Genomic DNA, 26,766 nt, shown 5'->3' with positions numbered 1-26,766 from the left:
GAGACTGCCCGGCGATGTACACCCCATCCGATCTTGCCGACCTCCTCGAGTGCGAGCACCGCAGCGTGCTCAAGCAAGCGCTCGCGGCGGGTCTCCCGGGTGCCCCTCGCCCGGGCACTGGGGCCGACCAGCTCGCGGTCAAGCACGGCCGCGCCCACGAGGCGGCCACGCTCAACCGCTTCCGCGGGGAGAAGCACGCCGTGGTGGAGATCGAGCACACCGACCACGCCACGGCCGTCGCGGACACCGCGGTGGCGTTGTGGTCCGGGGCGCCGGTGGTCTACCAGGCCGTCTTCGACGACGGTGAGTTCACCGGCCGCGCCGACTTCCTGCTGCGTGACGACCAGGGCCGCTACGAGGTGTACGACACGAAGCTCGCCCGGCACGCGCGGCCCGCGGCGGTCCTCCAGCTGACCGCGTACGCCGACGCCCTCCGCAGCGCCGGCTGGCCCGCGGGCCCCAACATGCACCTCCTCCTCGGCGACGGCAGCACCCGCACGCTGCGCGTCGACGACTTCCTGCCGTTGCTGCGGCGACTGCGGGCGCGCCTGCTGGCCCGACCGGCCCGGCTGCCCGAGCGACTGTGGGCCGACCCGCGTCCTGGATGCGCGAGCTGCGGGTTCGCCGACCATTGCGCGTCCGGCCGTGAGGCCGACCGCGACCTCTCGCTGGTCGCGGGCATGCGCAGCGACCAGCGGCGCAAGCTGGCCGAGGCCGGGCTGGGCACGATCGACGCGCTCGCGGAAGCCGAACCCGGGGATCGCCCGCGCGAGTTGTCCGCGGCCAGCTTCACCACGCTGCGTGCCCAGGCGAAGATCCAGGTCAAACAGGACAAAACCGGCGAGGTCAGCTACGAGATCCTCGACGAGGAGCCGCTGGCCGCGCTGCCCGCGCCGAGCCCCGGCGACGTCTTCTTCGACATGGAGGGCGACCCGTACGCGCTCGGCGGCACCGGCCTGGAGTACCTGTTCGGCGCGGTGACCACGGACGGTGGCCAGCGGTTCACCCCGTTCTGGGCGCATTCCCGCCCGGAGGAAAAGCGGGCCTTCGAGCAGTTCGTCGACTTCACCGTGGCACGACTCGCCGAGCATCCCGGCGCGCACGTTTACCACTACGCGCCCTACGAGGTCACCGCGCTCAAGCAGCTCGCCGCCCTGCACGGCACGCGCGAGGAACAGGTCGACGAACTGCTGCGCGGCGGCGTGCTCATCGACCTGTACGCCGTGGTGCGTAAGGCGTTGCTGGTCTCCCAGCGGTCCTATTCGACCAAGTACCTGGAACCGCTGTACATGCCCGAGGCCCGCGACGGCGACGTCAAGACAGCGGTGTCGAGCATCGAGGCGTACGAGGACTACCTGACCCTGTCGCAGCTCGGCGAGGACGAGCAGGCCGCCGAGGTGCTGCGCGGCATCAGCGACTACAACGAATACGACTGCGTGTCCACCCTGCGGTTGTTCGAGTTCCTGCACCAGATCCGCGAAAAGGCCGGGATCGAACCACTTCCGGCGCCGGATGAGTCCGAAGTGGACGCTCTGCTGCGTGATGCGTCGGACGACGTCGCGGCGCAGCGCCGGGCCGAACGCGCCGCGCGCCTGGCCGCGCTGGTCGACCCGCTGCTGGACGGCCTGCCCGCGGACCCGGTGGACTTCACCGAAGCCGACCGCGCCAAGGCGCTGCTGGCCGCGTCCGTCGGCTACCACCGCCGTGAGACAAATCCGGCGTGGTGGGAGCATTTCCGCCAGCTCGCCGCGCCGCTGACCGATCTGGAGACCGACACCAGCTGCGCGGTCCCCGTCTCGGTGCACGCGGGGGAGTGGGTGCCGCCGACCGGCCGCGCCCGCACCGCGAAGCGGTCACTGACCCTCACCACCGATCCCGAGCACCCGCACCCGTTCACCACCGGCGACAAGGTGCGTCTGCGTTACGGGGCCGCGTCACGCGACGCGCGTGTGGTCGCCGCCTCGGCTGAGGAGCTGACGCTCGAAGAGAGCAGCAAGCCTGACGAGACCACTGTGGACCGTCCGCAGGCCGTGCTGCCCGGCGATCCCGTGCGGCCCGCGCCCAAGGACGAAGCGGTGGCGGACCTCGCGCAGCTGGTGGTCGACCGGCTTCCGGAACTGCCACCGCATCCCGGCGTCGACCTGCTGCGCCGCCTGCCGCCGCGGCTGCGCAAGAGGAAGAAGCTCCCGGAACCGGGGGACGACCTGGTGGCAACGGTGATCGAGGCGGTGGACGCGCTCGACGGCTCGGCGCTGGCCGTCCAGGGCCCGCCCGGCGCGGGCAAGACCTACCTGGCCGGCAAGCTGATCGCGCACCTGGTGCGTGCCGGGAAAACCGTCGCCGTCACCTCGAACAGCCACAAGGCCGTGGAGAACGTGCTGACCGCCGCGATGGCGAACGCGCCGGAACTGCCGTGCGCCAAGCGCCCGCGCAAGGCGCCGGACCCGGAACTGCCGTGGGAGCAGCCGAAGGACAACAACGCGCTCGCCCGCTGGCGCACCGAGCACGACACCGGGCACCTGGTCGGCGGCACCGCGTGGACCTTCGCCAACACCGCGCTGCGGGCCGAGCCGTTCGACGTGCTGATCGTCGACGAGGCCGGGCAGTTCGCGCTGGCCGACGCGCTCGCGGTGTCGATGTGCGCGCGGAACCTGGTGCTGCTCGGGGACCCGCAGCAGCTGCCGCAGGTGGTGCAGGGCACGCACCCGGCGGGCGCGGAGGCGTCGGCGCTCGGGCACCTGATCGGCGAGGCCGACGTGATCCCGCCGGAACTGGGCTATTTCCTCGACCAGTCCCGGCGCATGCACCCGGCGGTCTGCGAGCCGGTCTCCCGGCTTTCGTACGCGGGCAGGCTGCACGCGCACCCGACCGCGGCGGACCGGGGGATCGACGGCATCGAAGCCGGGCTGTACGTGTCCGAAGTGGACCATCGGGGCAACACCACGCGCTCGGTCGAGGAAGCCGCCGAGATCGTCCGGATCGTGCGGTCCCTGCACGGTCGCAAGTGGACGGACCACGGGGAGGTGCGCCCGCTCGACGACGGCGACATCCTGGTGGTGGCCCCGTACAACCTGCAGGCGCGGGTGGTCGGCAGGGCGCTGGAGAAGGCGGGCTTTCCCGGCGTGCGGGTGGGCACGGTGGACCGGTTCCAGGGCCAGGAAGCACCGGTGGTGCTCACCACGATGACCTCGTCCTCGGCGGTGGACCTGCCACGCGGCCTGGACTTCCTGCTGTCCCGCAACCGCCTGAACGTCGCGTTGTCGCGTGCTCAGGCGGTCGCGGTGCTGGTCTGCTCGCCGCGCCTGGTCGAGGCCGACATCCGCACGGTCGAGCAGATGCGGCTGGTGTCCGGCCTGGTCGGGCTGATGGCCGGCGCGCGGCCGTACCCCGATCAGCCCTGACCGGCCGTGCCCTTGTTGGGGCGCGAGTTCCACTCCGCCACGCCGGGATGGCTCCCGGACGGCGCGTCGAGGCCCTTGAACCGGCTGATCAGGTCGTCGACGTGGGCCGGGGTGTAGTCGCCGGGGTGCTGGCGGAGGTTTTCGAACTCGTTGCGGATGGTCTTCCATTCCTTGTGCTGCGCGGTGTCCCCGCCGGGCCAGTCGAAGTCGGAGGAGAACTTCACATCGTCGAGGAACTCCTTGCGCGCGGCCGGGTCCTTGATCTCGTCCGCCGCCTTGAAGATCTCGTTGGCGAACTCGGCGCGGTGCTCCTTGGAGTACCCGCCCGACTTGTCGAACGCCTCGCTCGGCGCGATCGGCGAGTCCGGCCGGTCCTTGCCCGACGGCGTGTAGGTGCCGTCGATCCGCTGCTCGACCACGGTGAAGTTGTCCACCACGCGCCCGAGCGAGGAGTTGATCTCGCCCTCGCCGAGCGGCAGGTTCTCGATCTTGGTGTTCATCGCCTTGAGCTCGTCGCCGTACTTCTTGACCATCGCGTCGCGGTCCGGGTGCCCCGGCGGGTACTTCTCGTCCACCCAGGACCGCATGCTGTCGCGCATGGTCTGCCACGAAATGATGTGGCGGCCGTCGTAGTCGCCACCGCTGCCGTGCGCCGGGTGGTTCGCGTCGGCCTTCTGGTTCGCGTGCTCCTTCTTCGTGGCGCTGTTGAACGGCGGGCGCTTCTTGAACAGCTCGTCCGTTTTCGGCTTCTTGGCGGGCGGGGGATTCCCCGAGCCGTCGGCCTTGCGCTTGCCCTTGTTCGGCGCGGGGGTGGGCGTCGGCGTGCTGCCGCCCGAGTTGCCCGCGTTGTGCGATGCGGGCGGTTTGGCCGGTGGCGGGCTGCCGTTTCCGCTGCCCGACGGCGTGGTCTGGGAGCAGTCCATCAGCCCCAGCGCGTCGAACTGGGCGAACGGGTCGGTGACGTAGGCGGTCGGGTTCGGCCCGGCCTCCAGGCCCAGCGGGTCCTGGCTGAGGTAGCGCGCGGTCGCCGGGTCGTAGTAGCGGAAAACGTTGTAGTGCAGGCCCGATTCGGCGTCGGCGTACTGACCGGGGAAGCGCAGCGGGATGGCGGCGCGGGCGTCCGGTGACGGCAGTTCCCGGCCCCACAGCGTGCGGCGGCCGCGCCAGGCCAGGTGCCCGCGCTCGTCGACCAGTTCCGTCGGCGTGCCGAGCGCGTCGGTGACCACGGAGTGGAAGCGGATGCCCGCCGGGCCGCGTTCGAGCTGGGTGACCGGTGCGGCGCTGCCGGGCAGGCGGTCCCAGGTGGTGATCCACCGCGCGCCCGTGGCATCGACGTGCTCCTGCTCGATGAGCACCGTGCCGTCCCAGACGAACCGGAAGGACTCGGCGACCGAGCCGCCGGGGCGCACGCACTGCTTCGCGATCCGCCTGCCCAGTGGGTCGTAGTGGTAGCGCCACTGGTGGCCGTCCGGGGTGCGCAGCCCGGTCAGCAGGTCACCGGTCCAGCCGTACTCCCAGGTCCGGTCGCCTTCGCGCTGCCGGACGCGGCGGCCGAGGTGGTCGTACTCGACCTGCGGGCCGGTGGGCACGAGGTTGCCCGCGGGGTCGTACCGCAGTTCCTCCTGTCCGTGCACAGTGGACAGTGCGGTGATGCGGCCGGCGGCGTCGCGGGTCAGCCGCGACGGACCGGCGTGCTCGTCGTGCACCCCGGCCAGGCTGCCGTCGGCCCGGTACTCGAAACCACGGCGCTGCACCGGAAGGGACGCGGCGGTGAGGTGCTGGGCGGTCAGCCTGCCACCGGGGCCGAACGACTGCTCCAGCACGCTGGCGCCATCGACGTCGCGGGCCACGGCGCGGCCGTCCTCATCGAGCCGGTAACGCACGGTGTGCCCGGCGCTGGCCAGCGAAACCGGCCGATCCTCTTCGTCGAAGGACCACTCGCTCTCGGCACCGGACGGGGTCCGCCGCCGGATCGTGCGGCGATCGGCGTCGTAGGCGAAGGTGACGGCCAGCCCGTCCACCGACTCCCGGACGACACGGCCGTACTCGTCACGCTCGAACTCCACCACCGAATTCGCCGACGCCACCCGCACGACCTCGCCGACCGGGTCGTAGGCGTAGGTGGTGGCCCCGGCCGGGGTGCGGATTTCGGCGAGGTTGCCGAGCAGGTCGTAGTGGTATTCGGTGACGGCGCCGTCCGGGCCGGTGGAGCGCACCAGCTGGCCGGCGGCATCGTGCTGGTAAGTCCAGCTCCGGCCGTCGAAGTCGGTCTGGCCGGAGAGCCTGCCCGCGGCGTCGTAGCGGTAGGTCCAGACGCGGCCGGCCGGATTGGTGACCGACACCAGGCGCAGTTCGGTGTCGTAGGCGTATTCCGTGCGCGCGCCGGTGGGATCGACGACCGCGGTGAGCGAGTCGAACGGGCCGTACTCGCGCCGGGTCACCTGCCCGAGTTCGTCGATGTGCTCGACTTCGTTGCTTTCCCCGTCGTAGCGCCACATCGCGCGCTCCGACCGCGGGCCGGTGCGCGAGGCGCGCTTGCCGTCGACGGTCCAGCCCAGCCGCACCCGGCCGCCACCGGCCTCGGTCACCGACCGCGGCCTGCCGAACTGGTCACGATCGGCCGAGTCCGGCCGCGGTGGCTGTTCGACGGCGAGATCCGTCCGGTACGCGCTGGCGATGCCCACCGCGCCGGTTGTGGGGTCAGGCGCGGCCCCGGCTTCGTAGAACCGGCGCCACACCCGGTTGCCGTCGGTCACGCTGACCGAGGTCAGCACGTCACCGGCGTGGTCGAGGGTGACCACGCTGCCGTCGGCGCGGACGACCTGCCGCGGGTTCGCGTCACCGCCGTCGTAGGCGTAGCGCGTGACGCGGCCGAGCGGATCGGTGCGGCTGAGCAGGCGGTCGTAGCGATCCCATTCGAAGCTGGTCACGCCGCCGAGCGGGTCGGTCTCCCGAATGGTCTGCCCGGCCTCGTTCAGCTCGAACACCGTGGTGTGGCCGAGCGAGTCGGTGTGCGTGGTGAGCAGGCGTTCGCGGTCGTAGGTGAACGCGCCGTCGAGGAAGGCGCCGTCGCCGACGGTGCGCACGCAGCGGCCGTTGGTGTCGTAGACGTAGCGGTACCAGACGCCGTTGCGGTCCTGCCAGCCGGTCATCCGGCCGTCGGCGTCGTAGTCGAAGCGGGTCGGCAGGCCGGACGAATTGACCACTTCGGACAGTCGCCCGCGCTCGTCGTAGCGGTAGCTCAGCACGACGACGTCCGGGGTCCGGTCGCCGCCGAGCACGCTCAGCTCGGTGAGGCGGGCGCCGTCGGAGCGGAACCGCACACGCACGCCGCTGGAATGGGTGAGCAGCGCGGGCGCGCCGTTGTCGTCGTAGGCCAGTTCGATCCGCTCGCCGCCGGAACCGTCGAGCGCGCGCAGCCGCCGCACCGGCCCGCTGCCGCCGAAGTGCAGTGCGCCGTCCGGCTTGGTGATGGTGAAGCCGCCGTCGGCGTGCCGGGACAGCGGCCAGCGCGGGCCCTCGACCGGCAGCACCGGCTCGCCGGTGGCGGGCAGCGGGTAGACCAGGATGACGCCGTCCGCGCCGACGTAGCAGATGTCCGCGGCGTCGACCTCCAGCCGCTGGTCCACTGTGGACGCCCACGACGGGCCGAACCAGCGCCCGGCGCGGTAGGAGGACACGTGCACGCGCGCCAGGCGCAGGCCGGGCAGCTCCAGGTCGGTCTGCTCGAGGATCACCTCGCCGGTGGCGACATCGACCGGGTCGGACTTGCAGTTCCGGTTCCCGGCCTCGACGGACCGGTCGCGCGGGGTGTTCGGCTTGCTGCTGCTCGGCGTGGTGGCCGGTGGCTTCGGGGCCGGTGGCGGTGGTGGTGCCGGAGTGGGGTCCGGTGACTTCGGCGTGGGTGGCGGGGGAGGGCTGCTGCTCGACGGGGTCGGGTCGGGCTTGGCACCGCTGGGGGTGGTGTCACCACCGCCGCCGTTGCTCTGGCCGGGCGGGGGTTTCGGGGTGGGCGGGGCGCCGCTGGGCGTGGTGTCGGGGCCGGAGCGCACGGTGTCGGGCTTGTCCAGCTTGCCGCCCTTGATGTTCTTGAGCGCTTGGGACGCCTCACCGAAGGAGTCGGTGAGCTTCTTCAGCAGCGGCGAGAGCTTGCGGATGGCGTCAACGAGCTTCTTGGTCAGGTCGGCGATCTTGGCGGCGGTCTTGGCCACGGCGGCGACGACCTGGGGGACCACCCAGGCCAGCCCGATGCCGAGGGTGAACAGCACCTGGAGCGCCCAGCTGATCAGATGCCCGACCAGCTCCGCGATGATGTCGCGGACCAGCGACCGCACCGCGCCGACGACCTCGCCCGCGGTGCCGATGCCGCTGGAGGCGCCTTCGGCGGCGGACTGGGCGCCGCTGATCAGCGTGGCGGTGTCGGCGCCGCGGGTGCGGTAGGCGTCCCCGGCCGGGCCGATCCAGGACGCGGTGTCCTCCTCGATCATCTTGGCCAGGTCGGCGCTGATCGAGGACAGCTCGGTGCCGACGTTCTTCCACGTCTCCGAATGCGCCTTGATCTCGTCGGGATTGCCGGTCAGCGCGTCGAGCGCGTCCGACAACGGGCCGACGTGCTCCATCAGCCAGCCGACGCCGGCGGCCAGGATGGACCCGAACGGGTCCATGGCCATGCCGAGGGCATCCAGCGCGGTCCCGGCCGCGCCGAGCACTCCGGCCGCCCAGTCACCGCTCTGGATCGCCTTGCTGGTCTCGTCGATCGACTCCAGGATCGGAATGCCCGAAATGGCCGTCGTCGAGTCCTGGACTTCGGCTACCAGCGGATTGCCCACGGCCTTTGCTCAGCTTTCCGTCAGTCGCGCAGCGGATCGAAGTCGGGATCGATGTCTTCGTCACCGTCGTCGGGGCGGCGCGGACGTCGGGTCGGCCCGGCCGCTGGAGGCGCGGGCGGTGCCGGGGGCGCGGGTGGCGCGGGTGGCGGGGTGTCTTCGCTGTCGTCGTAGTCCCACTTCTCCGAGACCGCGGCCGCTTCGGCCTCGGCTTCGGGGTCGGGCTCGGGGAACCGCGTCCGCAGCTCGTCCATCATCAGCGAGCGGGTCTCCTGGTCCTCGTCACCGAGGGTGGCCTGCATCGTCTCGCCGACCTGGCCGACCACCTGCGCCTGCGCGGCCTGCATGGTGCGCAGCACCATCGCCGACAGCTCGGCGGGCGCGATCTGCCGGATGCGGTCGCTGAACTGCAGGTCGGTGACGCTGCCGTCGGCACGCACGGTCACCCGCACGGTGCCGTCCTGGCTGCTCGCGGTGGTGCGGATCTGCTCGACCCGCGCCTGCGCGGCCTGGTAGCGCTGCGCCTTCTCGGCGAACCCCTGCGCCCAGCGGTCGATGTCGGCTTCCACCTGCGACGGGTCCCGGCCGAGTGCGCCCAGTCCGTTGGTCATGGCTGCTTCCTAACTCGGGCTCAGATGATGCGGTTCGTGTGCTGCGGCGGGGTGATCCTGGGTTCACCCTGCTCGGCCGGGCTGAAGCGGGCTTCGACTGCGCGGTCGGCCTGCAAAGCGGGACTGAAGCGGGCTTCGACGGCGTGATCCGGGGTCACTTGGGCGCGCTGGAACGGTTCCACCCGGTGCGCCGGAGTTCCGGTGGACGCCGAGCCCGTGGTCCCCGCCAGCTCCACCACCTTCGTGCTTTCGGCGTCTTCCTGGAACTTGGTGAGCGGCTTGATGTGCGACTTGTCGGTCTCGCGGTACGACTCCGCCGCCTTGCGCACGTTGTCCGCGGTGATGGTGACCCCCTCCACCGCGGCGCCGATCGCCTCGACCCCCTTCTCCTCCATGGGGTTCACGATCGGCGGCAGGAACGAGCACAGCAGCCCGTAGGCGCTGTCGTCCATGCTCACCGTCTTCGCCGCGTCCAGCGCGGTGTTCAGCCGGTCGGCCACCCCGTCCAGATGACTCGCGTGCGCGACCAGGTCCTCGGTCTCCACCTCAAACGACATGACAGCCTTCCCCCTCAGCGCGCGCCGGCCAGCACCGTGGCCACCCGCTGCTCGATGCGTTCGTTGTCGGCGGGCGCGATGCTCAGCCACGAGTCCTCGCGCACCATCAGGTACCGGCCCTGGTGGGTGTCGAACCAGGTGACCAGCGTCGGCACGCGCTCGCTGCGCCTGCCACCCACGGTCACCCCGAGCTGGCCACCCGCCTTGCGGTTGTTCGCCAGCTCCACCAGCGCCCCGGCGTCGTTCCTGGACACCCCGGCGCGGCTGAGCACCACCCGCTCGTCGAGATCGCCGCCGTAGGGGTCGTCCTCGTCCTCCTGCGGCTCGGCCGCCGCGGCGAGCGCCTGGTACGGCACCGACATCGCCTGCCCCGGGCCGGGATCCGCCGACGGCAGCACCTCCACGATGGACCGGGCCAGCGCGGTCGGCCGGATCTGCTTGAACCACAGCTCACCACCGGCGAGCACGGCCAGCACCGCGCTGTTGCCGCGCGCGGCGGCCAGCGCGCGCACCGGATAACCGATGTGCCCGATGGCGTCCACCGCGATGTCGTACTCCGAGAGCAGGAACAGCAGGGACTCCAGGTCGGCGTCCACCCGCTGGCCGCGCGCCAGGCCACGGTCGGCCAGCTCGCGGTAGACCTCGGCGGCCAGCTGCGCGCGCTGCTCGACCGTGCGCCCGGTGCTCGGCACGTCCAGCGGATAGGGCAGCCTGCCCAGGTCCAGCTCTCCCCAGACGATGTCGAATTCGTGGGCGGAGAGCACGAAGTCGGGGGTGTTCACTGCTGCTCCGGCTTCTTCTTGCGCGCGCCGATCACCGGCGGCGGCAGGTCCTCACCAGGCACGTGGAAGATCTCCTCGCCCTGGATGTACGCGGCGGAGCGCCGCTCCTTGTCCTCGTCGCCCTGGCCACGGCCGGCGCCGGCGGCGCCCATGCCGCCCATCGGCGCACCCATGCCCGCCGGGCCGCCGGGACCACCCGCGGCACCACGCGGGCCGAAGCCCTCCGCGGGCATCCGGCCGCCGGGGCCGGAGCCGGTCGACGCGCCGGGACCCTGCGGGCCGTACCCGGCCGCGCCGGCACCACCGCCGCCCGGGCCACCGCTGCCGGGACCGAAGCCACCGGCCCCGCCACCGCCGCCGCTGCCCGGGCCGAAGCCACCGGCGCCGCCGCCACCACCACCGCCGAAGCTGAGGCCGCCGGGACCGGACGGCGGGGTGAAGCGCGGCATCTGCGGCGGGTTGGCGCCCGGCCGGGGCGCGTGGGGATTGTTCGGGTTGTGGGGATTTGGCCCGCCGAACGGGTTCCCCGGGGTGTAGTTCGAGCCGCCCGGCCCGGTGAAGTCAGGCATCTTCGGCGGCTGCACGGTCTTCTGCCGGATCGTGTCCTCGCTGCCGGGGCCGCCACCACCACGCGGGATGTTCGGCATCGGGATGTTGGGCACGCTCTGCGGTGTGGTGCCACCGGGCATGCGCGGTCCGGGGCCGGTGTCCGGCACCCCGCCACCCGGCATGTTCGGCATGGTGAAGCCGGGCGCGTTCTGCGGGCGGGTGCTGTCCGGCACGGACTTCGGCGTGAAACCAGCACCGCCGGGCCCGCCACCCGGCAGGTTCGGCAGCGGCGGCATGCCCGGGGCGCCACCACCGGGCGTGCCTCCGCCAGGGAGGTTCGCCGCGGCCGGGTTCGGCACGCCCGGAATGTTCGGCATGCCCGGTGCGCCGGGACCGCCACCGCCGGGACCGCCGCCCGGCCCGGTGAAGCCCGCGGTGGTGGTGCCGGTCTGGAACGGTTCGAGCGCGGGCGTGCCCTGCTGCTGGGTGCGCCGCAGCGTCTCGTGCTCGCCACCGGGTGCGCCGGGACCGCCCGAGCCACCGGCCGCGCCGCCGCCCCCACCGGCCGCGTCGGCGTTGTCGACTTCGGACATCGGCTCGCCGACGCTCATCGGGCGCAGCAAAGCCATTTCCGCGCGTGCCTTCACCACCGGCGGCTCGAACCGCGGGGTGGCGCTGTCGACCTCACGCGAGGCGGTCTCCATGTCGGACATCACGCGCACCGCCTGCTCGTGCGCGGAGTTGGCTTCCTCGCTCTTGGCACGCACGTCCTGCACGGCCATCGCGAACCCGGCCAGCCCGCCGGTGGCGAACCCGTTGGTGACCATCGCCTGCCAGTCGAACTCGACCGGCTCGGGCATCGCGGACCTGGCGTTCTCCATGATCCGGCCCTGCTCGCCGATCCGGCGGCCGACCTCCTCGGCGGTGGTCGCCGCCTTGCCCGACCACTGCACCAGCTCCATCACCGACTCGCGCGCGGAGTCGGCACCCTTGCCGCGCCAGCCGCTTTCGGTGGCCTGGATGCGCTCGCCCATCCGGCGCGAGTGCTCGCTCATCTCCGCGCCGATGCCGGTCCACTCCTCGCCGAGCTGGCCGACCTGACCGGGGTCGTTGCCGAGGTGCACCGATTCGTAGAGTTCGCGGTGGCTTCGCGACCGCCAGTTCTGCGTCTGCGTCAGCGCGAGGTCGGCGGGATCGCGCTCGTTGTCGTCGTTCACGCGTTGGTCTCCCCGTTGGCGGTGCGGAGCAGATCGATCGACTGGTGCTCGAAGTCGCCGTAGCGCTGCATGGCCACGCCGACCGTCTCGTGGGCCTTGGCCAGCAACTCGCGGTACGGGGTCAGGACACCGGCGAGAGCGGAGTCGGCGTCACCGGCCCGCTGCTGGAACTTGCCAGCCATCGCCTCGGCGACCGGGTTCTGCCCGAGCGGGGCCTGGCGCGCCAGGTCGATGGACCGGCGCAGCCACACGTCGACCTGGTCCATCTGCTCGGTGAGCATGCTGCGGATTTCTTCCCCGACGCCGGGGTCCACCGCGAGATCGCCGGATTCCACCTGCTTCCGCAGCCGCTCCACGCGTGCGGCCAGCGCGACCACCGTCGCTTGGGTGGGCATCAGCCGCTGCTGAGCGACTGCTTCTTCCTCGGCCACCGTTCGGGCTCCCTGGGATCGACCGTTGTCGTTTCCCCGCGAGTCAAGCGGAGAACCGGACCGCGTTCAGCCCGGTGCGCGGGGTGCTGCCCGATCCGACACCGGGTGCTGCCCGGTCACCCCTCGTGGCGCAGCCGGGCGGCCAGCGCGGCCGCCGCGTCCGTCTTCAGCTCGGCGCACAGCGCGAGCGCGCCCGCCCGGTACTCGTCGGCCGTCGGGTCGTCCATCAGCTCCAGCATGGTGATCAGCTCGGCCAGGGTGTTGGCGCGCTTCCAGCGGTTCGCCACCCCGGTGAACACGCTCAGCGCCAGCTCGAAGCACTCGCGCGCCACGTCGTACTCACCGGCCTCACGCCGCGCGATGCCTTCGTGCATCGCGGTGTCGGCCTCCTCGATGCGGAACCCGGACTCCTCGAAGTAGCCGCGTGCCTCCCGCAGCGTGCGTGCGGCTTCCTGCCAGTCACGCATGGCCAGCAGCGTGCTGCCGACGTCGAGCAGGGTGACCGAGCGCAGGAACCGGCGGGTGTCCGGGTTCGCCTCGGCACGGCGGGCATCGGCGTCGCTGAGCACCCCGCGGTGCACCGCGAGCGATTCATCGTGCTCGCCGTGCACCCGCAGGATCCGGCCGAGCGCGTTGCGGATGGTGCCCTCGCCGGTCCAGAACCCGAGCACCTCGGCCAGGTCCACCGCGCGCCGCACGCTTTCGAGCGCCTCGTCGAGACGGCCGAGCCGCATCAGCACCGAACCGCGGTAGCCCAGCGCCCACGCCTGCTCGGCCTTGTCGCCGATCTCGACGGCCACCGCCAGCGCTTCGTCGTGCGCGGCGAGCCCGCCGTCGTTGTCGCCGAAGCAGAAGTACCGCGCCCAGCCGACGAAGTTCAGCAGCACCGCCTCGTCGAGCTGGTTTCCCAGTGCCCGCGCGGATTCCACGCCACGCTGGAAGATCTCGTCCCACGGCCGCTGCTGCGTGCGGCCGTCGGAGTACCAGTGCAGCGCGCGGGCCAGCTCGACGACTTCGCGGTGCAGGCCCTCCTGCGGGGCTTCGCGATGCGCGGCCAGCCAGTTGCCCGCCTCCACGTCGAGCCACACCCCGGCGGCTTCGCGGGTGGTGAACCGGCGGGCGGCGTGGCTCGGTGCGACCAGCGCGTCCGGCATGAACGCGCGCCCGGCTTCGGCCGCGGTGTGCAGCAGGTGGTCGAGCATGGTGCGCCGGTGGCGGTCGCGGTCGCCGGGTTTTTCCTCGGCTTCCAGGCGTTCCACGGCGAAGATCCGGATCAGGTCGTGGAACTGGTACCGGCCGGGGGAGGCCGCCGCCTGCAGCAGGTTCGCGTCGACCAGCTCGTCCGCGTGGATCTGCACGTCGGCTTCGGCCATGCCGGTGGCGACACCGGCGAGTTCGGCGCCGAAGTCCGGGCCGGGCACGATCGCCAGCCTGCGGAACACCAGGCGCGCGGCGGGAGAAAGGCGCCGATGTGACATCTCGAAGGCCGAACGCACTTGCAGGTCACCGGCGGACAGCGAGCTGAGCCGCGTGCGCTCGTTGCGCAGCTGCGTGGTCAGGTACGCGATCGTCCAGTGCGGGCGGCTGGCCAGCCGGTTGCCCGCGATCCGCACCGCCAGCGGCAGGTTTCCGCACAGCGCCACCAGTTCCGCGGTGGCCCGCGGCTCGGCGCGCACCCTGGCCTCACCGGCGATGGCGGTCAGCAGGTCCACCGCGCCGATGTCGACCAGCGGCTCCAGCCACAGCCAGCGCGCGGATTCCAGCCCGGCCAGCGCGCTGCGGCAGGTGATCAGCGTCAGGCAGCCGGGCGAGGCCGCCAGCAGCGGGCGCACCTGCGCCTCGTCGGCGGCGTTGTCCAGCAGCAGCAGGACGCGGCGCCCGGCCAGCAGCGAGCGGAACAGCGCGCTCTGCTCGGGCACGGTCACCGGGATCTGCTGCGGTGGCACGTTCATCGCCCGCAGCAACTGGGTCAGCGCGCTGCGCGGGGTGACCGGCTCCTCGTCCATGCCGCGCAGGTCGAGTGCGAAGGCACCGTCGGGGAACTGGGCGCGCAGCTGGTGCGCGACGGTCACCGCCAGCGCCGTCTTGCCGACACCGGGGTGCCCGACCACGGACACCACCACACCGCTGCCGGTGTCGGAGACCGCTTCCTGGTGCAGCTTCGCGAGTTCGGCCTCGCGGCCGAGCAGATCCGGCACGGCCGGGGGCAGCGTGACCGACGGCGGGCTTTCGCCGTCCTCCTCCGCGCGCGGGGTGCGGCGGCGGCCCTGGCGGGCGGTTTCGAGGAACTCCTGCCTGGCACCACCGGTCAGGCCGAGGGCGTCGGCCAGCGCCGCGGCGGAGCGCCGCTGGGCGCCCTGCGCGCGGCCGCGCTCGAGGTCGCTCAGCGCGCGGATGCTCACGCCGGAGTTCTCCGCCAGGTCGGCCTGGGTGAGCCCGGCCGCGCGGCGGTGGCGGAGCAGGAGCGCGCCGAAGGCCGGCTCGTCGGTTCGCTGTCCGTCGTTCACCACGGTCCATTTAACCGGCAGAATTGCCGGGCGCGAAAAGCTGCCGGTTGTTCCGCCTGGTCTGCCGGTGTGCTAGCCGGTTGACTGCGGTGGTGACCTCGAGTTTGTCCACGAGTTTGCCCACCAGCCGAATCCCCGCTCCACCGGGAAAACCGGCGCTGCGCGCGGTCCCGTCGGCGGTGCGGGTGGCGGTGCTGGCCGCGGATCCGTTTGTCCTCGCCGGGGTTTCCGGCGAGCTGAAGAGCAAGCCCGGTGTCCACCTGGTGGACAACCGAGACGGCAGAGACAGCAGAGCTGACGTCGTGGTCGCGGTGCCCGACGGCACCAGGAAGCTGCACGAGGTGCTCGCCGGGATCAACCCGGAAGCGCGGGTGGTGCTGGTCGCCGACGATCCCCGTCCCGCCGAGCTGCTGACCGCGGTCGAGCACGGCCTGGCGGTGCTGCTGCCCAGGAAGGAAGCGACCACCGCGCGGCTGCTGCACGCGATCAACGACGCCTACCAGGGCCGTGGGGCGCTGCCCGCCGAGCAACTCGGGGAGCTGCTCAAAGGGGTGACGCGCCTGCAGCGCGAGGTGCTGGAGCCGCGTGACCTGACGCTGAGCGGGCTGTCCCGCCGGGAGACCGACGTGCTGCGCCTGCTCGCCGAAGGCCGTGACACCGCGGAGATCGCCGCCGAGATGGCGTATTCGGAGCGCACGGTGAAGAACATCCTGCACGGCCTGCTGACCCGCCTCGACCTGCGCAACCGCACGCACGCGGTGGCGCACGCACTTCGCCTCGGCCTGATCTGAGCCGGGGTGTTGACCTCGAGCCAGCTCGAGGTTCTACCGTCGCGCGGGTGCGGAAGACGATCCTGGTGACCGGCGCGACCGGCAGAGTCGGCGGGCAGGTGCTCGCCGCGTTGAGTGACACCGGCGCCGCCGTCAGGGCGTTCGCGCGCGATCCGCGCGGACTGCCCGGCGGCGTGGCCGGTGATCTTTCCCACCCGGACACCCTGGTGCCCGCGCTGGCCGGGGTGGACCGGGTTTTCCTGGTGTGGCCGGGCATTCCGGTCGAGCCGCGGGTGGTCGAGCTGATCGCCGAGCACGCCAGGCAGGTGGTCTACCTGTCCGCGGACGTGCCCGACCTGGCCGACGGCGAGCCGCCGTCGAGCTTCCACCAGGAGATCGAGCGGCAGCTCCGCGGCACCGGACTGGACTGGACCTTTCTACGTGCCATCGACTTCGCTGCCAACACCCTGGCCTGGGCGCCGCAGATCCGGCGTGGCGTGGTGGAACTGCCCTACGGCCAGGCGTCGCGTTCGCTGCTCCACGAACGGGACATCGCCGAGGTCGCCGCGCACGTGCTCACCACGACCGGGCACCACGGCGGCAAGTACGTGCTGACCGGGCCCGAGTCCGTTCCGCAGGCCGAACTGGTCCGGACCATCGGCGAGGTGGTCGGGCGTGAGGTGCGGTGGCGGGAGCTGGCGCCGGAGATCGCGCTGGAGCGGTTCACCGAGATCTGGGGCGACCGCGCCTTCGCCGAGGCCAGGCTGGCCGCGTGGCGGTCCTTTGTGGAGATACCGGAACGGGTGACCGGCACCGTGGCGCGGCTGCTCGGCAAGCCCGCGCGCACCTTCCGCACGTGGGCCACCGAGCACGCCGCCGCCTTCCGGTGACACTCACTTCGGTGGTGTCACAGCGGTTTCCACCTCGGCCAGCGTTTCGGCGGTGACCAGGCCGGTGTCCTCGAGCACCTCCATGTGGTCGAGCACGGTCTGGTTCGCCTCCCGCGCGTGCCGCCGGATCAGGTCGTTCTGCGTGCCGGCGCGGACCTCGCCGATGGTGGCGAAGATCTTGCCGTGTGAGGAACGCAGCACGTTCGCGAAGAACCGGTCGAACTCCTCACCGCGCAGGCCGGTGAGCTGGTCGACCCACTGCTGTTGTTCCTCGGTGGCCTCGTCGGGCAGCTCGACACCGAGGATCTCGGCGTCTTCGCGGACCAGCTGGTCCAACCGGGAGTGTCCGTCCAGCAGGTGGTGACCGGCGCGCTTGACCGCTTCGCTGGAGCCGTTGGCCTGCGCGAGCCTGCCCGCCGGGATCTCCCACAGCCCGGCCTGGCGCACCTTGACCAGGAAGGTCCGGTCCAGTTCGGTGACCGGACCGGCGACGCCCGCCTCCTGGGCGGCGTTGAGCTGACCTGGCGCGGTGACCGCGTTCGCCGTGTTCGCCGGGTGGTCGGAGTTCCGCAGTGAAAGCACCACGGGCACCAGCGCGGCCAGCGTGACCACCGCGATCGTGATGGCCAGCGTGCGCGAGCGGAACCGCGTTGTTCGCCGGGTGTGTCGCATTCTGCCCTCCAGATCGTGCGGGTCTGCACAGGGAAAAACGGACACCCGCCGCGGTCGTTCGTTCCGGCCGCGAAAATCCGGCACACTGGCGGTTCCCGGTGCGAAGGAGGGGCCCGATGAGCACGGACCCGACGATCGTCCGGATCGGCGAGGCGGTGCGGCGCGCCCACCAGGGCGAACGGGAGGCCGCTCGCGCGGTGTTCGCCGAGATCTGGGCGCAGATCGGCGGCGATGCCGGCGATCCGCTGCACCGGTGCACGCTCGCGCACGCGATGGCCGACGTGCAGGACGACGTGCGCGAGGAACTGGCCTGGGACCAGCGTGCGCTGACCGCCGCCGCCCTGCTCACCGACGACCGGCTGGCGGAAGCCGGGGTGGCGCTTCCGGCAGCCGGCTTGTTCCCGTCGCTGCACCTGAACCTGAGCGAGTGCTACCGCAAGCTCGGCGAGCTGGACCTGGCCCGCGAACACCTTCGGCGCGCGCGGGCCACGATCGGCGCACTCGGCGACGACGCGTACGGCCGCCTGATCAGGGACGGCCTGGAACGCGTGGCCGGAGCCCTAGCGGCCGAGCCGGAGCAGGCGCACCCCGTGTGACGGTGCGTCGGCGGAGATTTCGCCGTGGCTGAGCCATTTCCGGCCGCTCCACAGGTCGGTCACCCGGTGCCGCTTGCCGGGCGCGCCGACCTCCTTGGCCGTGGTGGTGATCTTCGCGGCGGTTTCCGAGCGGTTGAACAGGGCCACCGCCACCTCGCCACCGGCGAGCGGCTTGGCCCACACCTCCAGGTCACCGTCGTCGCGGACGCGGTCGGCGGCCACGCCCAGCGGGTCCTGGTTCACCGCGAGCACCGCGCGATTGGTCAGGATGCCGTGCACACCGTCCGGAATGGACCGCAGGTCGTTGCCCGCGATCATCGGCGCGGCCAGCATCGCCCACATGCTGAAGTGCGCGGCGGCTTCGGTGTCGGTCAGGCCGGGGAAGCCTTCGACGTGGTACACGCCCACTTCGAGCATGTCCGGGTCGTTCCAGTGGCCGGGGCCCGCCCAGTCGCGCAGCGGCTCGGTGACGTCGATGATGTCGGTGACGCCCATCGGGTAGGTGTTGGGATTCCCGGTGCGCCACACCGGCTTGATGTCCTCGGTGGTGCGCCACTGGTCGGCGATGTGCGACCAGTCGTACTTCGCGCCGTTCTTGTCGGGGTGGTAGCTGTTGGCGTTGATGCTGTACAGGATTTCGCGGCCGGTGTCGCGCAACGCGTCGCGCATCAGGGTGAACGCGTCGATCTGGTCCTCGAGCGTGCCTTCCGGTGAGCACCAGTCGTACTTCAGGTAGTCCACGCCCCAGTCGGCGAAGGTGCGCGCGTCCTGCGCTTCGTGGCCGAGGCTGCCGGTCGCGCCGGGATAGGCGCCGCCGCGCTGCGCGCAGGTCAGCTCGGTGGGCACCTGGTAGATGCCGAACTTCAGGCCCTTGCCGTGCACGTAGTCGGCGAGTGCCTTGATACCACTGGGAAAGCGCTCGGGATGGGCCCGCAGCGAACCGTCCGCGGCGCGCTGGGGATCGAACCAGCAGTCGTCGATCACCACGTACTCGTAACCGGCGGCGGCCATGCCGGAGGAGACCATCGCGTCCGCGGTGTCGCGGATCAGCTGCTCGTTGATGTCGCAGCCGAAGGTGTTCCAGGAGTTCCAGCCCAGCGCCGGGGTCGGCGCCGGTTCGGCCGCCTGGACCGGGCTCGCCAGCGCGGCCGCCGCAGCTCCGGTGGCGACCAGTGTGGTCAGTTTGGTCAGTGTGCGTCTCGCCGGAATCATCAAGACCCCTTCCGCAGTCAACAAAACCAAACACGAGCCAACAACAAGTAACCAACCGCGTCAATAGTGCGTTCGGGTCCCACTGAATCGTTCTGGTGATCGAGACCGAAACCATCAGGAATGCTGCCGGCCCCAAGGGGGTTGCTCCGCCCGGTGGAGCTCTTCACCGGGAGTGGCTCATGCACGAAGGCGGGTCATGGTTCCGGCGCTGGGTGCACCCCGTGGCTCCGCTCCGCTCATGTCCGGCGAACCGGCACCGCCGGGGGAGTTGCTGCCGTGGGAGTGGGCGCGCCGCCGGCTCGCCGGCGCCCGCGACTACTGGGGCGCCACCACCCGCCCCGGCGGGCGCCCGCACTGCCGTCCGGTGTGGGGAGTGTGGCTGCACCTGGAGAGCGGACAGGAGGTGGTGATCGTCGAAGGCGCGGCCAGGATGGGGCACGACGCCGAGACCCTGCGCGAGATGTGCGCGGTCTACGGCCCCAAGTACGACTATCCGATCTCACCCCGCGAAGACGGCACGGTGGTGGACGCGTCGGGGACCGGCGGGCCCGCCTTCCACGTGGTGCCCGAGGTGGTTTTCGGCTGGGGGCCGGAACTGGCCTCGCCGACCAGGTGGCGGTTCTGACTCATCGGGTCAGTGCCGCGGCCGCCGCGGTGGCGACCGCGTCGGCGGTGGCCGCCAGTGCGGGGGAGTCGAGTTTCCACTGCTGCCAGTACAACGGCACGTCGATCGCCTGCTCCGGCGCGAGATCGGCCAGCGTCCCGGCACGCAGGTACGGCCCGGCCTGCGCGACCGGCACCATGCCCCAGCCCAGCCCGGCGGCCACCGCCTCGACGAAGGCCTCCGACGAAGGCACGTAGTGCCGCCGCGAACCGGCGCCCCGGCCGCGGGTCAGCTTGCGGGTGAGCCGGTCCTGCAGGTCGTCCCGCCGGTCGAACAACACCACCGGCGCGTCCGGCAGCGACTGCCGCAGCGGGCCGTCGCCGAGGTGGCGGGCGGCGAACTCCGGGTTCGCCATCGGCAGGTACCGCATCTTGCCGAGGCCGCGCACCGAGCAGCCGGCGACCGGATCGGGCGACGACGTCACCGCCGCCATCACCACGCCCTCCCGCAGCAGCGCCGTGGTGTGGTCCTGGTCCTCGCGATGCAGTTCGAACGAGATCCGCAGGTCCTCGGGCACGCCGGCCAGCGCGGGCAGGAACCAGGTGGCCAGCGAGTCGGCGTTGACCGCGATGGATAGCCGGGCCGGTTCGCCGGTGTCGGCCATGCCCAGCTCGGCGCGCGCGTCGAGTTCGAGCCGGGCCAGCTGCCGCGCGAACCGGACCACCACCTCGCCGGATTCGGTGGCACGCACCGGTTTCGTGCGCAGCAGCAGCACCCGGCCGGTGCGCTGCTCGAGCGCTTTGACCCGCTGGCTGACCGCCGACGGGGTCACGTGCAGTGCGGCCGCGGCGGCGTCGAAGGTGCCCTCGTCGACCACCGCGAGCAGCGTGCGCACCTGGTCGAGCGGCAGTTCGGTCATCATCACGAGCGCTAATGTTACGTAAGAATCTTGAGCTGTACTGTTGACTCTCCGGTTCGTAGCCTCGATCGCATGGGAAACCTCCTGCTCGCCGCGGCCGCCGGTTTCGGCACCGGCCTCTCGCTGATCGTCGCCATCGGCGCGCAGAACGCGTTCGTGCTGCGCCAGGGCATCCGGCGCGACGGCGTGCTCGCCGTGGTGGCCATCTGCGCGCTGTCCGACGCGGTGCTGATCGCGCTCGGCGTGGCCGGGGTCGGCGCCGTGGTGGCGGCCTGGCCGGGCGCGGTCACCGCGGTCGGCCTGGTCGGCGGCGCCTTCCTGCTCTGCTACGGCGCGCTCGCCGCGCGCCGGGTGTTCCGGCCGTCGGCGATGCAGGTGGACCTCGGCCCCGGCTCACCGCGGCGCGCGGTGCTCACCTGCCTGGCGATGACCTGGCTCAACCCGCACGTCTACCTGGACACCGTGCTGCTGCTCGGGTCCGTGGCCGCGGCGAAGGGCGACCTGCGCTGGGCGTTCGGCCTCGGCGCGGTGGTGGCGAGCCTGTGCTGGTTCACCGCGCTCGGGTTCGGCGCGCGCCTGCTCACCGGGTTCTTCGCGCGGCCGTCGTCGTGGCGGGTGCTCGACGGCCTGGTCGCGGCGACCATGGTCACCTTCGGCGTGGTGCTGGTCAGCGGCGCCTGACGCGGCCGAGCAGCGCGGTCAGCTCGTCACGCCGCAGGACGGCCACGGCCAGCGACACCACCAGCAGGATCAGCGGCAGGGTCGCGCTGCCGTTGTCCAGGATGAACAGTTCGGTGGCGCTCGCGCCGACCATCACCGCGGCCAGGCCGAGCGCGGCCAGCGCGGTGAGCCCGGGGATCAGCAGGCCGATCGCCCCGGCTGCCTCCAGCACGCCGGTGGTGTGACGCAGCCACTGGCCCAGCCCGATCTGCTCGAAGGTCCGCTCGGTGTGCCCGCCGGCGAAGAGCAGGTAGGCGCTGTAGAGGAACTCGGCGGCGAGCAGCACCTGCACGATCCACAACACGATGTTCAGCACGGAAACGCCACGGGTACCGCCAACTCGGACCGGCATGCGAGCATCCTGCCGCAACCGGATCGGCGAAGCCAGGGCCGGGAAAATCGTCCGTGCACACTGGTTCCGGCACCGGCGGCGGTGGTGACTACGGTTGGTGGTGCACCCGCCCGCCGCTTTCCCGGAGAGGACCCCCATCGTGGCCGAAACCGACCGCCTGATCGCGGAGCGCTACCAGCTCCTGGAGCGGATCGGCGCGGGCGCGATGGGCGTGGTGTGGAAGGCGGAGGACCAGCGGCTGGACCGCGTGGTGGCGCTGAAGGAACTGATCCTGCCGCACACCCCGGGTGCGCCCGATGCCGCCGGGCTGGTCGCCGAGGCCAGCGCGCGGGCGATGCGCGAGGGCCGGATCGCGGCGAAGCTGACCCATCCGAGTGCGATCACCGTGTTCGACGTGGTCACCGACAACGACCGCCCGGTGCTGGTGATGGAGTACCTGCCCTCGACCAGCCTCGCCGAGGTACTGGCCAGACGCGGGCGGCTCGGCGCCGAGGAGGTGGCGGCGATCGGCGCGCAGATCGCCGCGGCGCTGGCCGCCGCCCACGAATCCGGGATCGTGCACCGCGACGTCAAGCCGGCCAACGTGCTGATGTCCGACGACGGGGTCGCCAAGCTCAGCGACTTCGGCATTTCGCGGGCCGCCGGGGACGGCACGCTCACCGCGACCGGGGTGGTCGCCGGGACCCCGGCGTACTTCGCGCCCGAGGTGGCCCGCGGGGAGGACGCCGATTCGCGGTCCGACGTGTTCTCCCTCGGCGCCACGATGTACCACGCGGTCGAAGGCGCGCCGCCGTTCGGCGTCGGCGACAACCAGATCGCTCTGCTCTACCGCGTGGCCACCGGCGAGTTCCCGCCGCCGGAGCACGCCGGTCCGCTGCACGGCCTGCTCACGCGCATGCTCGACGCCGATCCGGCCGCGCGCCCGGAGATGGCCGCGGTCGCCGCCGAACTCGCCCTGATCACCGAAGCGAAGACCGTGCAGCTCGCCCCGGCGGCCGTGCCCGAAGGCGGCCGTAGCCGGTTGCGGCTGATCCTGGCGGTCTGCGTGGTGGTGCTGCTGATCGCGGGCGGGGTGGTCGCCGTGGTGCTGATGAACCGCGGTGGGGAAACCCCGGAGGTGCCGCCGGTCGCGCAGAGCACCCCGCAGCCCGCGCCACCACCGCCACCGCCCGCACCGGAAACCTCGGCGAGCACCCCGCCGCCGAGTTCGGCGCCGCCGGCTTCCTCTTCCGCGCCACCGGATCCGGCGGAGGCGCTGCGGACCGCGGTCAGCGACTACTACGCCCTGCTGCCGGGCAATCTCGAAACCGCCTACGGCCTGCTCTCCGACCGGATGAAGCAGGCCCGCGCACCCAGCTTCGGCAGTTACGCCGCGTTCTGGGGCCAGATGAGCGCCGTGCAGGTCTCCGACATCAGCGTCACGGGGAACAACACCGTCTCCGCGACCGTCGTCTACACCCGTTCCGGCGGCGGCACCGAACGCGAGCGGCACACCTACACCCTGGTGCCCAGCGGCGGCAAATGGCTGATCGACAGCCAGCAGTGAGGCGAATCCGCCCACGGCAAACGGGTGATCCCGGGCGCGGGGCATCACGGATGCATGAATGTGGCGGCACACCACCGCGGAGCCGTCGTATGGTTACCTACGGTGAGGGGGAGCACAGGCGCTGAGGGCAAGGGAGCCGGGCACGCGGGAGAGCCGTGGCGGATCAGCATCCAGGATCCGGCGGGCGGCACCCTGGGGGCCGGGATGTTCCTCGGCGAGCACATCGCGCTCACCTGTGCCCACGTGGTTTCCCCCGATCCCGGCGCCGATCCCGCCGGGCTGCGGGTCAGCGCCCGGTTCGTCGGCCTGCCGGACCAGCCGTCGATCCCGGCGACCGTGGTGCCCGGCGCGTGGGTGCCCCCGGCCGACGACGGCACCGGCGACGTGGCGCTGCTGCGCCTGACCGAATCGCCGGACGTGCCCGGCGCGCCGCTGCGGTACACCGACGCCGTCCGCGATCGCGTGGTGCACACCTACGGTTTCCCGTATCCGCACGAGAACGGCGTGTGGGTCAACGGCGCCGAGCTGGCCGGTCCGGCCGGGGAGTGGGTGCAGCTGAACTCGCCGGTGCCCGGCGAGCGGGTGCGGGGCGGGTTCAGCGGCGCGGGTGTGGTCGACAAGGCCACCGGCGCGGTGATCGGCATGGTGGTCACCGAGTACACCGACCGGAGCACCGGGCTGGCCTACCTGATCCCGGTCCGGGTGCTCGCCGGGTACGTGCCCGCGCTCACCGGGTTCGTCGGCGGTGAACTGCCCGACGCCGGTGGCACCATCACGATCTTGATCGGGGACCGGGAAGCCGCGCTCGACAGCGGGTTCTCCGAGGTGGCGGCGAAGGAACGCGCGGGCAGGCTGTGCACCGTGGACGCCACCGGGAAGAGCCCCGGCGAGGTGTCCTCCAGGATCGCCGAGGAACGCGGGCATTCGCCGGAGCCCGCCACGCTGGCGCTGGCCGGGGTGGACGGCTCCAGCCACCCGGAGCGGCTGCTGCACGAGGTGGTGCGGCCGCTGCTGAAGGTGGGCACGCAGGTGATCGTGCAGTTCAGCGCGGACAACGCGCCGGGCGTGGGCCTGGCGCGGGACTGGCAGCGCGACGAGAACGCCGCCCGGCTGGACCGGCTGCGCGTGCTGGCCGCCGCCTTCGAGTCCGAAGAGGACAGTGTGCGGGCGCGGGCCAGGGAACTGGCGCGCAAGATCCAGCCGCTGCCCGAGTTCTCCCCGCGTGGCACCGAACTGGCCTTCCTGCTGGGTGCGGTGGAGGCGGCCGAGCCCAGCCGGACGCACCGGCGCCTGGTGTCGCTGGAGAAGTGGCTGCGCCGGCAGCGCGACCGGCTGGCCGCCTACCGGCACGAACTGGACGCCAGGAGCGAGGAGTACGACGAGCTGTACGGGCAGCTCAGCGGCTACAACGCGATGGCGGTGCGCAACGGGCTGATGGAGGACGAGGAACTGGACGAGGTGTACCGGCCCGCGAAGGCGGCGCTGACCGCGAGCCCGTGCCTGCTGCCGGACGCGGCCCCGCTCGTGCACGCCTACGTGGCCGAGGTCCGCCGGAGGGTGGGGTCGTGACGGGCGGGGAAGTGCCGACCTGCCACGGGAAACCGGTCGGCCCCGGCGGGTTCTGCGACGAGTGCGGGCGCCGCCGGGTGGTCCCGGAACGAAGACCCGTGCCGTCGAGTGCGCGGCGTGGCACCGAAAGCGAGGCCACCGGCGACAGCGAGTTCCGCTCGCTGCCCGAGGTGGACATCCCCGATCCGGCCACCCTGGTGCTGGCCGATCCCGAGTACCCGGTGGAGCAGCAGGTCTGCGGCCAGTGCGGTGGCCCGGTCGGCCGCCCCTACCTCGGCCAGCCGCCGCTGCGGCACGGGTTCTGCGAGGAGGACGGCGAGCCGTTCGACTTCCGGCCGAAGCTGAAGGCGGGGGAGCGCGTCGGCGGGCAGTACGACGTGCTCGGCTGCCTGGCGCACGGCGGGCTCGGCTGGGTCTACCTCGCCGCCGACAGCCACCTGCCCGACAAGTACGTGGTGCTCAAGGGCGTGCTCGACCAGCACAACGCCAGGGCGCGCCGGCTCGCGCAGGTCGAGCGGGACGTGCTGACCCGGCTGGACCACCCGAACATCGTGCGGATCGTCGACTTCGTCGCCCACGACGGCGACGAGTACATCGTGATGGACCACGTCGGCGGGCTTTCGCTGCGGGCCGTGCTGCGGCGGCCGGACCTGCTGCGCGTGGAGCACGTGATCACCTACGGCCGCGCGATCCTGTCCGCGCTGGACTACCTGCACGGCGAAGGCCTGCTCTACGTGGACATGACGCCGAACAACGTGATCCACGGCGACAAGCGCGTCAAGGTGATCGATCTCGGGGCCGCCAGGAAGATCGGCGACCAGGACAGCGTGGCCGTGCTGACCACCGGCTACCGGATCAGCGACGGGGAACGCCGCGAACGCGGGCTGACCGTGCGCTCGGACGTCTATTCGGTCGGCCGGACCCTGGAAACCCTGCTGGACGCGACCCCGGGCGCCGACGGCAACCCCGGCGCGGAATCGCTGCGGCTGGTCATCGCCCGCGCGACGGCCGCCTACGAACGCCGGTTCACCAGCGCCGCCGAGATGTCCGAGCAACTGGACGGCGTCCGGCGCGAAGTGCTGCTCCAGCGGCCGCGGCGGTCGACGCGGTTCGAGAGCACGCCGGAACTGCTCGACGCCGGTCTCGGCGCGGTGCCCGGCCTCGCGTACTGGACCGAGCCACAGCCCGAGGTGTTCGACACCGGCCGCCCGGAACCCGCCGAGGCGGCGTCCCGATTTCCGGTGCCCCAGCCGGTTCCCGGCGACAGTCCCGTGGAGACCGAGCTGACCAGGGCCCGCGCGCGGATCGCGTCGCGGGACCCGCGGGGTGCCGAGCGGGCGATCGGCCGGGCCGAGGAGGCGCTGGGCACCGAGGCGGCGTACGACTGGCGGATCGCCTGGCACCGCGGGCTGCTCTGCCTGGCGGACGGCAATGTCGGCGCCGTCGGCCAGGCGGACCGGAAGTTCGGTGAGGTGCGGCAGGCGTGGCCCGCCGAGGACGCGCCCAAGCTGGCCGCCGGGTACTGCGCCGAAGTGCTGGGCGACCACGACCGGGCGCAGCGGTGCTACCAGTCGGTCTGGTCCCGTGACGACAGCCAGGTCAGCGCCGCGTTCGGTCTGGCGCGCTGCCTGCTTCGCCGTGGTGACAAGGAAAACGCCGTCTCCGCGCTCGACGAGGTGCCGGGCACGTCACGTCACCACGACGCCGCGCGCGTCGCCGCGGTGCGCATCCGCGTGGCCGCGCCGGTCAGCCAGGCGGACCTGGAGGACGTGGTGCGGCGGGTGCCGGAACTGTTCCTGGACGGCGAATCCGCCGAGCTGCTCAAGACCTTCGTCCGCCAGGCCGCGCTCGACCACGGGGGAACCGGCGGCTGGAACGGCGGTGAGCTGCTCGGCGACCCGGTCACCGAGCACGGGCTGCGGCTGCGGCTGGAGCGCTCGTTCCGCCGGATCGCCGGGCTGGCCCGCGACGAGACGCAGTACGGCCTGCTGGTCGACCGGGCCAACGCGGTCCGGCCGAGGACAGTGACGTGACT

Annotated in this window: 19 protein-coding genes and 1 pseudogene; 9 read left to right on the top strand and 11 right to left on the bottom strand. The window is 72.2% G+C overall.

Annotation, left to right across the window (positions count from 1 at the left end; genetic code table 11):
• Positions 1–14: 14 nt before the first annotated feature.
• Positions 15–3,401 carry a TM0106 family RecB-like putative nuclease gene (locus A4R43_RS12265; RefSeq protein ID WP_113692456.1) on the top strand — a complete coding sequence of 1,129 codons (3,387 nt, stop codon included), beginning with the start codon at positions 15–17 and terminating at the stop codon, positions 3,399–3,401.
• On the opposite strand, the gene A4R43_RS12260 is transcribed toward A4R43_RS12265, so the two are convergent.
• The 7 genes and pseudogenes from A4R43_RS12260 to A4R43_RS12220 form a co-directional block, all read right to left on the bottom strand.
• On the bottom strand, positions 3,392–8,230 hold the full coding sequence (locus A4R43_RS12260; RefSeq protein WP_113692455.1) for an RHS repeat-associated core domain-containing protein: 4,839 nt from the start codon (positions 8,228–8,230) through the stop codon (positions 3,392–3,394). The two genes, A4R43_RS12265 and A4R43_RS12260, sit on opposite strands and share 10 nt — an antisense overlap.
• Positions 8,231–8,250: 20 nt before the next feature.
• Positions 8,251–8,838, bottom strand: a complete 588-nt coding sequence (locus tag A4R43_RS12255) for a YbaB/EbfC family nucleoid-associated protein (protein ID WP_113692454.1) — start codon at positions 8,836–8,838, stop codon at positions 8,251–8,253.
• 275 nt (positions 8,839–9,113) lie between these two features.
• Positions 9,114–9,395, bottom strand: a pseudogene (locus A4R43_RS43950) (type VII secretion target); the annotation flags it as partial.
• A gap of 14 nt (positions 9,396–9,409) precedes the next feature.
• Positions 9,410–10,177 (bottom strand): ESX secretion-associated protein EspG, encoded by a 768-nt coding sequence (locus tag A4R43_RS12245; RefSeq protein ID WP_113692452.1) that lies wholly within the window; start codon positions 10,175–10,177, stop codon positions 9,410–9,412.
• Positions 10,174–11,943, bottom strand: coding sequence for a WXG100 family type VII secretion target (locus tag A4R43_RS44500; RefSeq protein WP_162788422.1), 1,770 nt, complete (start codon positions 11,941–11,943; stop codon positions 10,174–10,176). Before A4R43_RS44500 ends, A4R43_RS12245 begins: the two co-directional genes overlap by 4 nt.
• Positions 11,940–12,374, bottom strand: coding sequence for a hypothetical protein (locus A4R43_RS12225; RefSeq protein ID WP_236808934.1), 435 nt, complete (start codon positions 12,372–12,374; stop codon positions 11,940–11,942). The genes A4R43_RS44500 and A4R43_RS12225 overlap by 4 nt, the downstream gene beginning before the upstream one ends.
• A 116-nt stretch (positions 12,375–12,490) precedes the next feature.
• The gene (locus tag A4R43_RS12220) at positions 12,491–14,881 is read right to left on the bottom strand and encodes a helix-turn-helix transcriptional regulator (RefSeq protein ID WP_113692450.1); all 2,391 of its coding nucleotides are present in this window, start codon (positions 14,879–14,881) and stop codon (positions 12,491–12,493) included.
• 92 nt (positions 14,882–14,973) lie between these two features.
• Between A4R43_RS12220 and A4R43_RS12215 the strand changes: the two genes are divergently transcribed.
• Positions 14,974–15,672, top strand: coding sequence for a helix-turn-helix transcriptional regulator (locus A4R43_RS12215; protein WP_418190817.1), 699 nt, complete (start codon positions 14,974–14,976; stop codon positions 15,670–15,672).
• Positions 15,673–15,719: 47 nt separating this feature from the next.
• Positions 15,720–16,541 carry an NmrA family NAD(P)-binding protein gene (locus A4R43_RS12210; protein ID WP_205215308.1) on the top strand — a complete coding sequence of 274 codons (822 nt, stop codon included), beginning with the start codon at positions 15,720–15,722 and terminating at the stop codon, positions 16,539–16,541.
• 3 nt (positions 16,542–16,544) lie between these two features.
• Here the strand turns inward: A4R43_RS12210 and A4R43_RS12205 are convergent, their stop codons facing one another.
• Positions 16,545–17,213 carry a DUF4142 domain-containing protein gene (locus A4R43_RS12205; RefSeq protein ID WP_113692449.1) on the bottom strand — a complete coding sequence of 223 codons (669 nt, stop codon included), beginning with the start codon at positions 17,211–17,213 and terminating at the stop codon, positions 16,545–16,547.
• Positions 17,214–17,329: 116 nt separating this feature from the next.
• On the opposite strand from A4R43_RS12205, the gene A4R43_RS12200 reads away from it, so the two are divergent.
• A complete protein-coding gene (locus tag A4R43_RS12200; protein ID WP_113692448.1) occupies positions 17,330–17,809 on the top strand; it encodes a hypothetical protein in 480 nt (159 codons plus the stop codon).
• Here the strand turns inward: A4R43_RS12200 and A4R43_RS12195 are convergent.
• Positions 17,774–19,021, bottom strand: coding sequence for a glycoside hydrolase family 27 protein (locus tag A4R43_RS12195; protein WP_113692447.1), 1,248 nt, complete (start codon positions 19,019–19,021; stop codon positions 17,774–17,776). The two genes, A4R43_RS12200 and A4R43_RS12195, sit on opposite strands and share 36 nt — an antisense overlap.
• 238 nt (positions 19,022–19,259) lie before the next feature.
• Here A4R43_RS12195 and A4R43_RS12190 point away from each other — a divergent pair, with 238 nt between their 5' ends.
• Positions 19,260–19,646 (top strand): hypothetical protein, encoded by a 387-nt coding sequence (locus A4R43_RS12190; RefSeq protein WP_162788421.1) that lies wholly within the window; start codon positions 19,260–19,262, stop codon positions 19,644–19,646.
• Position 19,647: 1 nt separating this feature from the next.
• On the opposite strand, the gene A4R43_RS12185 is transcribed toward A4R43_RS12190, so the two are convergent.
• Entirely contained in the window at positions 19,648–20,547 is a 900-nt protein-coding gene (locus A4R43_RS12185; RefSeq protein ID WP_113692445.1) for a LysR family transcriptional regulator ArgP, read from the bottom strand.
• 69 nt (positions 20,548–20,616) lie between these two features.
• Here A4R43_RS12185 and A4R43_RS12180 point away from each other — a divergent pair, with 69 nt between their 5' ends.
• On the top strand, positions 20,617–21,225 hold the full coding sequence (locus A4R43_RS12180) for a LysE/ArgO family amino acid transporter (protein ID WP_113692444.1): 609 nt from the start codon (positions 20,617–20,619) through the stop codon (positions 21,223–21,225).
• Here the strand turns inward: A4R43_RS12180 and A4R43_RS12175 are convergent.
• Positions 21,212–21,616: a DoxX family protein gene (locus A4R43_RS12175; protein ID WP_113692443.1), complete on the bottom strand. Its 405-nt coding sequence runs from the start codon at positions 21,614–21,616 to the stop codon at positions 21,212–21,214. The genes A4R43_RS12180 and A4R43_RS12175 overlap by 14 nt on opposite strands.
• Positions 21,617–21,755: 139 nt before the next feature.
• Between A4R43_RS12175 and A4R43_RS12170 the strand changes: the two genes are divergently transcribed.
• The 3 genes from A4R43_RS12170 (at position 21,756) to A4R43_RS12160 (ending at position 26,764) form a co-directional block, all read left to right on the top strand.
• Positions 21,756–23,162: a serine/threonine-protein kinase gene (locus A4R43_RS12170; protein WP_113697524.1), complete on the top strand. Its 1,407-nt coding sequence runs from the start codon at positions 21,756–21,758 to the stop codon at positions 23,160–23,162.
• A gap of 102 nt (positions 23,163–23,264) precedes the next feature.
• A complete protein-coding gene (locus tag A4R43_RS12165; RefSeq protein ID WP_236808932.1) occupies positions 23,265–24,731 on the top strand; it encodes a S1 family peptidase in 1,467 nt (488 codons plus the stop codon).
• A complete protein-coding gene (locus A4R43_RS12160; protein ID WP_236808931.1) occupies positions 24,728–26,764 on the top strand; it encodes a serine/threonine-protein kinase in 2,037 nt (678 codons plus the stop codon). The genes A4R43_RS12165 and A4R43_RS12160 overlap by 4 nt, the downstream gene beginning before the upstream one ends.
• Positions 26,765–26,766 lie beyond the last annotated feature (2 nt).

It is taken from the genome of Amycolatopsis albispora, from assembly GCF_003312875.1.
GTDB classification, from domain to species: Bacteria; Actinomycetota; Actinomycetes; order Mycobacteriales; family Pseudonocardiaceae; genus Amycolatopsis; species Amycolatopsis albispora.
The sequence above is the reverse complement of the archived record's forward strand: the minus strand, read 5'-3'. Positions and strand labels throughout refer to the sequence as shown.